Origin of the sequence: Pseudomonas piscis, from assembly GCF_009380155.1 — a bacterium.
Lineage (GTDB): Bacteria > Pseudomonadota > Gammaproteobacteria > Pseudomonadales > Pseudomonadaceae > Aquipseudomonas > Aquipseudomonas piscis.
Window position 1 is genome coordinate 495,651 of record NZ_WHUV01000003.1, and the last position, 11,855, is coordinate 507,505.

Sequence of the window (11,855 nt, forward strand, 5' to 3'; positions counted from 1 at the left end):
GGATCTACTTGGCTTTCGCCTTGGGTGAATGAGCCAGCCAGACGATGCTGAGCACGGCGAAGAACAGCCATGCGCTGGCCAGCGAGAAGTCGTTGAGCGCCAACATGTGGGCCTGCCGATCGATGGCCCGGCCCAGCCATTCCAGGGCGCCCTCGGGTGACAGGCCGAGGCTGTCGAGGTTGGCCCGGGCCTGGCCGCTCCAGTGATCGAAAGGGCTCATGCGTTCGGCCAGGTCGACCTGGTGGCCGCGGGCCCGGTGATCCCAGAACGCCGGGCCGAGGGACACGGCGAAGCTGGCGCCGGTCATGCGCAGGGCGTTCTGCAAGCCAAGGGCCGCGGGGATCTTTTCCGGTGGCAGGCGCGACAGCGAAATGGCCACCAGCGGGGTGAACAGGAAGGCCGTGCCGGCGCCCATCAGCACCGAGTTCCAACCGATGAACTGGATGTCCAGGCCGGTCTCGAAGCCCATGCGCCACAACGAGGCGCCGATCCAGCAGATGAAGGCCATGCTCGCCAGCATCCGCGCATCCAGGTGCTGCATCAGCCGCCCGATGAAGGGCGCCAGCACCACCCCGGCGATCCCCAGCGGCGCGGTGGCGATCCCGGCCCAGGTCGCGGTGTAGCCCATCTCCGTCTGCAGCCACAGCGGCACCAGCACCAGCGAGGCGAAGTACAGGGAAAAGCCCAGGGTCACGCACAGGGTGCCGATGGCGTAGTTGCGCTCCTTGAACAGGCGCAGGTCGAGTATCGGATGCTGCTCGGTCAGTTCCCAACTGATCAATGACGCAAAGCCCAGCACCGCCACCACCGCGAGTACGCGGATCGGCGTGGAGGCGAACCAGTCCAGGTCCTGGCCCTTGTCGAGGAGGATCTGCAGCGAACCGACCGCGACCATCAGCAGCAGCAAGCCGACCACATCCACCGGCAGCTTGCGGGTCGGGTTGTCCCGGCCATGCAGGACCTGGCCGAGGGTCAGCAGGATGAACGCCCCGACCGGCACGTTGATGTAGAAGATCCACGGCCAACTGATGTTGTCGGTCAGATAGCCACCCAGGATCGGGCCGCACACCGGCCCGAGGAAGGTGGTCATCGACCACACCACCAGCGCCGAGGTGCGTCGTTCAGGCGGGAAGATCGCCACCAGCAGGGCCTGGGACAACGGGGCCAGGGGGCCGCACACCGCTCCCTGGAAGATCCGGAACAGCAGCAGCGAACCAAGGTTCGGCGCCAGGCCGCAGCACACCGAGGCCAGCACGAACAGGGCGACCGCGGTCATGAACAGCTTGACCTGGCCGAAGCGCTGTACCAGCCAGCCGGTCAAGGGCAGGCCGATGGCCAGGGAAATGCTGAACGAAGTCAGCACCCAGGTGCCCTGGTCGGGGGCCACGCCGAGGTTGCCGGAGATGGTCGGCACCGCGACGTTGGCGATGGTGGTGTCGAGCACCATCATGAAGTTGGCCATGCCGATCGCCAGCGCGCCCAGGAACAGCGTGCCGCCGCTCAGTGGTTCGATGGGACGCTTGGCGATCATCGTTCGTTCCTCGACAGGCTGAGTTTCGACGCTTGCAGGTTCTGCGCGATGATCTGCTCGACCAGCGCCTGGCTACCCTGCTCGAGGTTGTCGTAGACCCCGGTGCTGTCTTGCACCTTGGCTTGCGCGGGCTGTTCCCCGGGTTCACCGAGGATCGCCTTGACGGTCATCGACAGGCCGATGCGCAGTGGGTGGCGCAGCACTTCCTCGCGGTCCAGGGCGATACGCACCGGCACCCGTTGCACCACCTTGATCCAGTTGCCGGTGGCGTTCTGCGCCGGGATGGTGGCGAAGGCAGCGCCGCTGCCGGCCTCGATGCCCTGGATGCGCCCGTGGTACGTCACTTTTTGGCCATACAGGTCGGCGAACAGTTCCACCGCCTGACCGACCTTGATCTGCCCCAGTTGCGACTCCTTGAAGTTGGCTTCCACCCAGACCTTGTCCAATGGCACCAGCCCCATCAGCACGGTGCCGGGCTCGATGTGCTGGCCCACTTGCACGGCACGCTTGGTGATCAGGCCATCGGCCGGTGCGGGAACCTTGGTCCGGGCCAGGGCCAGGTAGGCCTCGCGCACTCGTTCGGCCGCCGCGCTAACCTGCGGATGATTCTCCACCGTGGTCCCCTGAATCCGTGCCTGCAGGGCCGCCAGCTTGGCCTCGGCGGCGCGCACTCCGGACTGGGCCACCTGCGCCGCTTCCTCGGCGTGGTGCAGGTCTTCGCCGGAGACCCCGCCCTGGGCGATCACCGCGCGTCGCCGCTGCAGGTCCTGGCTGGCGCGGCTGGCCTCGGCCTGGCGCAACTTGACCTGGGCCGCCAGGTCGTTTTCCTCGGCATACAGGCTGTTGACCGCACGCACGGTCAGGGCCAGTTGATGGGTCGCGGCATCCAGGCCCAGGCGGGCGTCGACCGGGTCGATCTCCACCAGGGCGTCGCCGGCCTTCACCGTGTCGGTGTTCTGGATGTGCACTGCAGTAGCGGTGCCGCGGGCCTGGGCCGAGACCAGGATCACGTCGCCGCGCACGTAGGCGTTGTCGGTACTTTCGTAGAGGCGGCCGTAGAGCAGCCACCAGGCACCGGCCACGAGGATCAGGGCCAGGGCCACCAGGGTGATGATCAGGAAGTTCAGGCCACGGCGCGACTTGGCCGGGGTCGGGGTTGGGGAGGCGTCAGTCATGGGAAGTCTCTGCAAGTCGTGTGACGTTCTTGTCGGTTTCGGTCCGGCCGCCCAAGGCACGCAACAGGCCGGCGTGGTTCTGTTGCGCTGCGGTCTTGAGCTGGACCAGTTGCATGCGGGCATCGAGCACTCGGGTCTGGGCGTCGAGCACATGCAGGAAGTCGGTGAGGCTCTGGCGGTAGCGCAGGTATTCCAGGTCATAGGCCCGTTCGGCTTCGTCCAGGCCCTGCACGGTCTTTACCCGCTGGCCCTCCAGGGCCCGCAGTTGCGAGAGATAGCGGGCGACGTCGGCCAGGGCATCCACCAGCACCTGGTTGTAGTTCGCCACGGCCTCGGCATAGCCGGCCTGTTGGGCCTGGTACTGGCCGCGCAGGCGGCCGGCATCGAAGATCGGCAGGGTCAGCGCCGGGCCGACGCCGTAGGTGCGGCTGTCGTGGTGGAACAAGTTCTGGAAGCTGAAACTCTGGAATCCGGCGAAGGCCAGCAGGTCGATGTTCGGGTAGAACGCCGCGCGTGCCGCGCCAATGCGCTGGGCCTGGGCTTCGACGCGCCAGCGCTGGGCGATGACGTCCGGGCGGTTGCCCACCAGGTCGGCTGGCAGCTGCCCGGGCAATACCACGCTGCGTCGCAGGTCCGTGCCGCGAGGCCGCCATTGTTCGCCCCAGCCCGGTCCCTTGCCGGCCAGGGCCGCCAGGCGCAGTTGATAAACGCGGGCAGCGCCCTGCAGCCGGGCCTGCTCGGCCTCGAGCAAAGGGATGGGGCCGCGGGCACGGACCACGTCGACCTGGGTGCCCAATCCGGACTGCAAGCGTTGTTCGCTGATGCGGTAGATGCTGCGCCGCTGCTCCAGGGCCTGGTCGACCACGGCCTGCTGCTCCAGCACGCCGGCCAGGGCGAACCAGGTTTCCACCAGGCTGCCGCTCAGGGCCAGGCGCGCCACCGCGCGGTCGGCCTCGGCGGCCCGCAGGCTACCCACCGCCGCTTCGTTCAACGCGCGGTTCAGGCCCCAGAGGTCGAGGTTGTAGCGACCTTGCAGCAATGCCTGGCCGTCGCTATGCCAGGTGCCGGATTCGCTGGCGCTGGTCTTGTAGTGCTCGGAATCCTGGCTACGCAGGATCTGGGTCATGGCCGACAGGCCGGGCCGGGTATTGGCCTGGGCGACGTTGGCCTCGGCCTCGGCCCGGCTGATGCGCGCACTGGCGATCGCCAGGCTGGGCGAATTGTCCAGGGCCGCGTCGAGCAGGCGATCCAGGTCCGGGTCCTGGAAGGTTCGCCACCACAGGTCGTGGTCGCTGGCCGGTCTCTGGGTGGTGGCCAGGGTGAGGTCCTGGCCGGCCGCGAGGGCGTCGGCGGACAGCAGCTTGGGCGGTTCGGGCGTGTGCCCGGGGCTGATGCAGGCCGGCAGCGTCAGCAGCAGGCCCAGCAGGGTTGCAGACTGGAGCAAACGATAAGGAGCCATCACAACGTCCTTGAACGATTAGGTTGCGACGGGATGCTAGAGAGGCCCAGGTGTATTGAAAATTGCAAATAACGGAGTTTAGATTTGCACCAAATGCAAACGAGAGGCCACGATGAACTTCCCCGACCTCAACCTGCTCTTGACCTTCGACGCGATGCTGCGCGAAGGCAGCGTCACCGGCGCCGCCGAACGCATGAACCTGAGCATCCCGGCCATGAGCCGGCGCTTGGCCAACCTGCGCGAGACCATGGGCGATCCGCTGTTCGTCCTGGCGGGGCGGCGCCTGGTGCCCACGCCACTGGCCCTGGAGCTGGCGCCCCAGGTCCATGACCTGCTGGAAGACGCGCGCAATGTCCTGGGCAACAAGCAGCAGCTCAACCTGGGCACCATCAAGCGGGTGTTCACCCTGCGCGCCGAGGACGGTTTCACCGGTGCCTGGGCCTTGCGCCTGAGCCAGCGGGTCGCCGAGCAGGCGCCCCATGTCACCCTGCGCTTCATGTCCCAGGGCAACGAGGATGTCGCTGCCCTGCGCGATGGCTTGAGCGATCTGGACATCGGCATCGCCGGGCCGCTGGGCCCCGAGGTGTACAAGCAGCGCTTGTACATCGACAGCTTCGTCGGGGTGGTCAACAACCAGCATCCGCTGGCTCGCCTGGCCCATGTCAGCGCCCAGGACCTGGTGTCCTATCCGCACCTGTCGGTCTCGCGTCGGGGGCGCACCCGCGGGCCGCTGGACCTGGAGCTGGAGAAGATCGGCCTGCAACGCAAGGTACCGCTGGTGGTGCCCGGCTTCCAGGCGGCCATGCAGTTGGCTAGCACCTCGGAGCTGGTGGCGGTGATTCCCCGGCGTTTCGTCGAATGGTCCTTGCCGCTGCTGCCGCTGAGCATCTTCACCCTGCCGGTGGTGACCCCCAGCGGCGAGTTCTCCCAGGCCTGGCACCCACGGGTGAACAATGACCAGGTGCATCGCTGGTTGCGCCAGCAAGTGCAGGAGTGTTCCAGTAGTTGAACGGGGCGGGGTTTGCCGCTGGTTGGTCCTGGCGCTTCGGCAGAGGGCCGATATGGCCCCCGTGCAAGCCGCCAAGAGATTCCGTCAGGGTTTCGGGAAGGGCGCTGGTTTGTCTACCATGGCGCGCCCCTGCCGCTGATCGCGGGGCGCCTGGAATTGGAAGCTTGAGCGGGAGAGTGGCTGCAATGATGTTCGACCATGGAAGGCTGCAGGGCATGCCCAGGGCGCAAGCCGGGTTGTTCTGCCTGCTGGCTGCGGAGCGGCTGGTGCCGGTCTACCGGGCTTTTTCCGAGAAGTACCGTTCGGGCACGGACGTCAATGCCGAGGTCCTGGAGCTGCTGTTCCAGCAGGTCGGTCGCTGGCACGGCTTGCCGTTGCAGGCGCTGCACCAGCGGTTGTACGAGGCGATCCCGGATACCCAGGACTTCAGCGACGAGTTGGCCGACCAGGCTCAGTGCGCGGTGATCGGTACTTGCTACTGCATCGAGTACCTGCTTTCGGGCGAACCTGACAAGGCTCGCTGGGCCGTCGGCAAGGTGCTCGAGGCCATCGATGTGCTGGATGAACCGCTGGAGCAGGAAATCGCCCATGAGCTTGCCTGGTGTTCGAGGCTGCTGGAGCTTCTGGAGTGCCGCGAGCAGGACGATCCGCGCTCGATCGCGCGACTGCGTTGGGACAACCAGCAGCACTGTGTGCCAGTGGTAGCCAGTAATGGCCAATGACTTGCCAGCCCGGATATCGGCGATGACCTTTCGACAGCTCGCGGCAGGTGCCTGGAATGCATGAGCGCAAATTGCACAATCTCCTGGCCCTGGGGCCCGAGGAGCGGCTCGACTATTTCGTGCGCAAGCTGGTGGATTTCGAGCAGGCATGGGGACTCTACGACAGCGGATGGGCCACCTCGGCTTGCGATGCTGGCGAGGCCGTGCCCTTCTGGCCCGAGGCCGCGCTGGCCGAGTCTTGCGCCACCGACGCCTGGGCTGGTTTTAGCGCGCGGCCTATCGCCCTCGACGAGTTTCGCGGCAGATGGTTGCCGGGGCTGCAGGCGGACAACCGCGCCTGCCAGGTATTCCCCGTGCCGACGCATCCAGGAGTACTCATCAGCCCCGATGACCTGGCAGGCTTGATCCACGACGAGCTGGATCAATATCAGTAAGCCCGGGAGCGAAGAGATTTTATGCAAGCACAAGAGCGCATCCAGCTGTACGTCGTCTTGAAGTCCCTTGATCGACTGGCAAGCCTCCAATTACCGCAGCCGCTGACAGTTCCCGGGTTCTGCCGGGACTTTCTCGACCAGGCCTGGATCTGCCTGGGTGGAGGGTCGGCGCCGGACTGCGAAGGCCTGGAAGCGGAGCTAGATGCCGTGGTGGTGGACGAGCAGGATGCCAGTGGCGCCCAGGTACTGGGCAACCTGTACCTGTATGCCTTCTCGGACCTGTTGCTGTACTTCGAGGAGGGGCAGGAGGCGAGCCTGGAGTGTGCCCGGGAATCGATCATCGACCTGCATGATTATCTGGCTGCCCAGGCATTCCTCGAGCAGGCGGGGATCGACCATGGCATCGCCCTGAGTCCGGCCCAGGAGCGGCAGATCGCGGCAGACCCGGTCTACGCCCGGGAGCGACAGTTGCAGGAGTCCGATCGGGCCCACGCAGCACAGTACAGCGATTGGGCGACCGTGGTCCGTTGAGCCTGGTACTCGCTGTCCAGCCGTGTCGATGAACGAGGATATGGGCTGGCCTGTTCGCGCATCCTGTGAATATGAACGAGCTTGTTTTTACTTATATTTACAGATATCACTTTTCCTGATTGTTAATGTAGCGGGCTCAATAGCCTGCGGCTTTCATTGCAATTCCGACATGTTCGAATAAGTGCTGCGGCGATATGCCGGGGTTTATCGAATTTTTACCAAGATTTAACTTCGATGGGATTCTTATGAGCCCTGATGCAAGTTGCTGGTTGAAGGCCGACGCCAATGAAATAGCGCTTATGGCTGGTCTGGTGCGTGCAGTCATACTGTTTTTTGATATCAAGTAGATATTGAATTAATCAGATGGGGAAGTTCGGGCTGGGTTCTGCTGTGCTTCCGGTCGGGTAGTTGCAAGTTGCCGGCTATTGTTTGAAGCCTCGATAAGTCTGCTGCGTGGAGCATGGGACCTCGAGGCCCAATGAATACAAGTTTCTGCATGGTACAAGGCTGGACCATTCGGATTGTTCAATCCTGGAGTTTGGGCCATGCCTGATTTTTCCCGTAGAACCTTGATCAAGTTGAGTTTGCTTGCGGCATCGCCATTGGTGGCTCCAGTCATCGCCAGGGGCGCGCCAGTTCCCGCTGCCAAGAGCGTCCTGGTGATCGGTGCCGGTATTTCCGGGCTGGCCGCCGCCAGGATGCTGCACGCGGCCGGTCATCGTGTGACGGTGATCGAGGGCCGTGACCGGGTCGGTGGGCGGATATGGACCAATCGCAGTTGGCGGGATACTCCGGTGGACCTGGGGGCCTCCTGGATCCATGGCGTCGATGGCAACCCGGTCGCCAACCTGGCCCGGCAGTTGGGGATCGAGACCGTGGTGTATGACGTGGAAAAACCTGCGTCGAACCTGGTCTACGACGCCGATGGACGCAAGCTGGGCAGCAAGGAGCTGGAGTGGCTCACGCAACTTCAGGACCAGGCGAACAAGCTCCTCGGGCGCAAAGTGCAAGGCGCCGCGCCAGAGCGCAATGCCCGGGACGAAATGCTGCAGGTACTCGCCGGGTTGGCCGGTACACAGGCCGAGAAGGCCACGGTCATGGAACTGTTCAGTCGCGAACTGGAGGACGGGCTCGCCGCCGACCCGCAGGACATCGCTGCCTGGGGGTTGCAGGAAGGCAGTGGCTTCGATGGCCATGAAGTGATCTTTCCCAAGGGCTACGGACAACTGGTGGACCGGTTGGCCGAGGGCCTGGAGATTCGCTTCAACCATCGGGTCACCGGCATCCGGCATGACCCATCGGGCGTGCGGGTGGTTACCAGCCATGGCGAACTGGCGGGGGATATCGCGATCGTCACCTTGCCCCTGGGAGTGCTCAAGGAAGGCGGAGTCACGTTCTCGCCGGCACTGCCCGTGGCCAAGCGCGGCGCCATCGAGCGCCTGGGCATGGGGGTCTACAACAAGGCGGTGTTCCTGTTCCCGGAAGTGTTCTGGGGCCAGGCCGCGATCATCAGCCAGTTGAATACCGACAAGGGCCTGTGGGCCAACTGGTACCCCTTCAACCACTACGCCAAGAAACCCGTGCTCTGCGCCCTGCATGGCGGCACCCCGGCCCGGTTGCTCGAAGGCATGTCGAACCAGGAGATCCAGGACGACGCCATGGCCCACCTGCGCCAGATGTTCGGCTCCTCGATCCCGCTGCCGAGCGATATGCACATCACTCGCTGGCATGCAGATCCCTTTGCCCGCGGCAGTTATTCCTTTCCCCAGGTCGGGGCGCGGCCGTCTGACCGCCAGGATCTTGCGGCCCCGGTCGGCAATACCTTGCTGTTCGCCGGGGAGGCTACCCATCCGGACTACAGCGCGACGGTCCATGGCGCGCTGCTATCGGGCTGGCGCGAGGCGCGTCGGGTGCTGGGCGAGCCGGTCTGAACCTGCCGGCGGCTCAGGGCAGTTCGCCGATTCGTTCGCGCAAGACCCGGGCCAGCTGTCCTGCCTGGGCCTGCTTGTCGGACCAGTCGTCCACCAGTTGCCCCAGGTAGGCACGACGTGCGTACTCCAGAGTGCCGGCCAGTTGTGCCGGAAGCTGCGCGATGGCCCAGCTCGCGGCCTGGGCCTTGTCGAGGAAATCCCCGGCCTGGGCGGTACGCCACATCCTGGCCAGGGTCAGCAAGACGTTGCGCTCATCTCCGTGCAGTCCCTGTAGCAACGCCGGCAGTGCCCTGGCCATGGCCTGGCGGACCTGCTCCGGGGATGTGTCCGGCAGCCTCCGGGCAGCGTTCGTCACCAGCAGCGCAACGGCCTGGAGCCGGGCCTGGGCCAGCAGCAAGCGGTATTCCGGGTCGGTATGGGGCATGGGCAACTCGCCGTTCTCGAAGTCCGTTCGCAGCCATTCTCCATAGACCAGCTCGGCCCGTGGCGCACAACCCGGTTCGCCCAGGTCGGCTTGGCGAAAGACCAGCAGTTCGAGGCAGCGCGGCCCACCGGCGATGGCCGGGTGCCGTGCCGAAAGGCGCAGCAGTCCGGCGGTCAGGGCCTTGCGTTGCTGCTGGTCCAGGCCCTGTTCGACCGTCGCCAGCAGATCGATGTCGCTCTGTGGCCGCAGGCCCCCGGTGACGGCCGAGCCGTGCAGGTACAGCGCCAGCAGATTGGGGCCGAGTACTTGCTTGAGGAGCGCCAGCGCAGCTTGTAGCTGCGGATCGTTGGTCAAGCAGTGGTGCATGTTCAGTGCGCTCCTGGGGTATCCGCGGCAGGTTCCTCGGCGGCCTGGCAAGCCTGGGCCTTGAGAAAGGCCAGGCAGGTGGCGACCGCGGGGGTGCGTGGCCCGTGGCTGGTTTCGAACAGCACGATGTCACGTTGGATCCGCGGCTTGACGATGGGCAGCCAGGTCAGCTCGTTGCACAGCAGTCCTTCTGCGGTCAGGCGAGGCACGATGCCGACACAGAATCCGGCGCGGATCAGGCTGTACAGGGTTTCGGTGAAGGAGACCCGGTACGCCGCCTTGACGATGACTTCCTGGGCCTTGGGCGAACCCAGCGCCAGGTCGGCGACGCTGCCCAGCAGGAAGTGCGCCACCGGCCGGTTATCGAGCTGGGCCCAGCTCGCGCTACGGGCGGCACATAGCGGATCGTCCTGGCGCACCACCACCACCAGTTCGTCGACCAGCAAGCGGTGCATGGGCAATGCGGCCGTCGCATCGCCGGCACCGATGCCGAAGTCCACCTTGGCGCTGCGCACATCATTGATCAGCGCCCGGGTGGGCAGGTCGATGAAGTCGAAACGCAGGTCGGCATGTTGTCGTTGCAGCTCCTGGAGCTTGGGCAGGATCCGGTGGGCCACCGACGGAACCAGGCCGATGCGGATCGTCTGCTGGCGTTCCTGGCTGATGTGGACCATGTCGGCCACGGCATTGCCCGCGGTGTTCAGCAGGTGCTCGGCGATGGGCAGGATCGCCGCGCCGATCTCCGAGAGGGTGACCTGGTGGCCTTTGCGAATGAACAACTGGGCGCCGATCAGGCGTTCGGTCTCCTTGATCGAGGTGCTCAGGGCGGAGGCGGTCAGGGCCAGTTCCTCGGCGGCCAGGCGAAAGTGCAGGACCCGGCTGAGGGTGGCGAAGTAGTGCAGGTGGCGCAACGACAGGGCAGCGAGCAGGCGCTTGGAGACGCCACTTGTTTCCTTGGAATTCATGGGGGGTATTCCTGGCGCGAAGGACTGTCGGAGAGTCTGCCAGCTCATTAATGAAAATCTAATGAACATGCAGAATTAACAACTTTTTCCATTGATTTGCCGGCATATACTCGAAACACCAAGCCGTGGCCACTGGCCCGCCAAGGCCTGCTGGATGACAGAACAACAATAATGATCAGAGGGGCGCTCGACCATGATTCAAGATCCTGTGCTGGGTGATTTCCTGCGGCGTATTCCCAAGACCGACTTGCATATCCACCTGCTGGGCGCCATTCGCCCGGATACTCTCGCGGCCCTGGGGCGCAAGCATGGCCTGTCTTTGCCCACCGGGGACGCTCGGCAGATCTACCAGTACCGGGACTTTCCGGGCTTTTTGAAGCTCCTGCGCCTGGCCGGGCAGTGCCTGGTGGACCGGGAAGATTTTGCCCGGGTGGCCTACGAACTGTTGGAAGACGCCCAGCGCAAGGGCAATTGCCGGCACCTGGAGCTGTCGTTCAACCCCACGGTGTTTCTCGATAACCAGGTGCGCTATCCCGTGGTGGTGGATGGCCTGGTCGATGGCATGCACGCCGCCCGGCGCGATTTCGCCATTTCCAGCTTGCTGGTTCCCTGTATCGACCGCGAACGCCCGGCAGGGGTGGCCCGGGCCATGGTCGAGCAAGTGCTGGAGCATCGACGTGACGAAGTGGCCGGCATCGGCATGGACTTCGCCGAGGGCAAGGGCCCGCCGCAAAGGTTCATCGAGGCCTACCAGCTGGCTGCGCGCCATGGCCTGCGGCGCACTGCCCATGTCTGCGAGGACAACCAGCCCCTGGCGCTGGCACCGCCCACTCACCTGCGGACCTGCATCGAGGCCCTGGCCTGCGATCGTGTCGACCATGGCTACAACCTGCTGGCCGACCCGGAAGCGGTAATCGCGGCGCGTGAGCAGGGCATCGCCTTCAATGTCACCGTGTGCACCGCCAAGAAAAGCAACCTGGGCAACCGCATGGACGCGATCAAGCTGATGCACGATGCCGGCCTGTGCCTGAACATCGGCACCGACGATCCCTACCTGCACCACACCGACCTCGAGCATTCCTGGACCAAGCTGTTCAGCCACTGCGGCTGGGGCATCCACCAGGCTCGCCAACTGGCCCTGGCCGGGGTCGATGCCTGTTGGCTGGACGCTGGTGCCAAGCGGACGTTGCACCAGGAGTTCTCCCGGGAAATCGACCGGCTCACCGTCCAGGTCTGGCCACGGATCAAGCCGTCCTACATCGGTGAGCGGGCCGCCTAGTCCAGGCTGTCGCGACGCTTGGGAGTCAT

Annotated in this window: 11 protein-coding genes; 6 read left to right on the forward strand and 5 right to left on the reverse strand. The window is 65.1% G+C overall.

The window, feature by feature from the left end; all coding sequences use genetic code 11:
- Nucleotides 1–4 precede the first annotated feature (4 nt).
- From GDH07_RS19200 to GDH07_RS19210, 3 genes are read right to left on the reverse strand one after another with little or no spacing between them, the layout of a single operon-like run.
- A complete protein-coding gene (locus tag GDH07_RS19200; RefSeq protein WP_053131497.1) occupies nt 5–1,531 on the reverse strand; it encodes a DHA2 family efflux MFS transporter permease subunit in 1,527 nt (508 codons plus the stop codon).
- Entirely contained in the window at nt 1,528–2,706 is a 1,179-nt protein-coding gene (locus GDH07_RS19205; protein ID WP_152898539.1) for an HlyD/EmrA/EmrK family protein, read from the reverse strand. Before GDH07_RS19205 ends, GDH07_RS19200 begins: the two co-directional genes overlap by 4 nt.
- Nucleotides 2,699–4,165, reverse strand: a complete 1,467-nt coding sequence (locus GDH07_RS19210) for an efflux transporter outer membrane subunit (RefSeq protein WP_152898540.1) — start codon at nt 4,163–4,165, stop codon at nt 2,699–2,701. Before GDH07_RS19210 ends, GDH07_RS19205 begins: the two co-directional genes overlap by 8 nt.
- A gap of 112 nt (nt 4,166–4,277) precedes the next feature.
- Here GDH07_RS19210 and GDH07_RS19215 point away from each other — a divergent pair, with 112 nt between their 5' ends.
- From GDH07_RS19215 to GDH07_RS19235, 5 genes are all read left to right on the forward strand, one after another.
- Complete coding sequence (locus GDH07_RS19215; RefSeq protein WP_085597377.1) at nt 4,278–5,174, forward strand: LysR family transcriptional regulator; 897 nt, start codon at nt 4,278–4,280, stop codon at nt 5,172–5,174.
- 215 nt (nt 5,175–5,389) lie between these two features.
- Complete coding sequence (locus GDH07_RS19220) at nt 5,390–5,896, forward strand: hypothetical protein (protein ID WP_152898541.1); 507 nt, start codon at nt 5,390–5,392, stop codon at nt 5,894–5,896.
- A gap of 56 nt (nt 5,897–5,952) precedes the next feature.
- The gene (locus GDH07_RS19225) at nt 5,953–6,330 is read left to right on the forward strand and encodes a DUF2750 domain-containing protein (protein WP_152898542.1); all 378 of its coding nucleotides are present in this window, start codon (nt 5,953–5,955) and stop codon (nt 6,328–6,330) included.
- Nucleotides 6,331–6,351: 21 nt separating this feature from the next.
- Nucleotides 6,352–6,861 (forward strand): hypothetical protein, encoded by a 510-nt coding sequence (locus tag GDH07_RS19230; RefSeq protein ID WP_152898543.1) that lies wholly within the window; start codon nt 6,352–6,354, stop codon nt 6,859–6,861.
- A 545-nt stretch (nt 6,862–7,406) separates the two neighbouring features.
- Nucleotides 7,407–8,792, forward strand: coding sequence for a flavin monoamine oxidase family protein (locus tag GDH07_RS19235; protein WP_152898544.1), 1,386 nt, complete (start codon nt 7,407–7,409; stop codon nt 8,790–8,792).
- Between the two features lie 13 nt (nt 8,793–8,805).
- Here GDH07_RS19235 and GDH07_RS19240 read toward each other — a convergent pair whose 3' ends face one another.
- Nucleotides 8,806–9,582 (reverse strand): aminoglycoside adenylyltransferase domain-containing protein, encoded by a 777-nt coding sequence (locus GDH07_RS19240; RefSeq protein ID WP_152898545.1) that lies wholly within the window; start codon nt 9,580–9,582, stop codon nt 8,806–8,808.
- Nucleotides 9,583–9,584: 2 nt separating this feature from the next.
- On the reverse strand, nt 9,585–10,547 hold the full coding sequence (locus GDH07_RS19245; protein ID WP_022640473.1) for a LysR family transcriptional regulator: 963 nt from the start codon (nt 10,545–10,547) through the stop codon (nt 9,585–9,587).
- A 193-nt stretch (nt 10,548–10,740) separates the two neighbouring features.
- Here GDH07_RS19245 and GDH07_RS19250 point away from each other — a divergent pair, with 193 nt between their 5' ends.
- Nucleotides 10,741–11,826: an adenosine deaminase family protein gene (locus GDH07_RS19250; protein ID WP_152898547.1), complete on the forward strand. Its 1,086-nt coding sequence runs from the start codon at nt 10,741–10,743 to the stop codon at nt 11,824–11,826.
- Nucleotides 11,827–11,855: the final 29 nt, after the last annotated feature.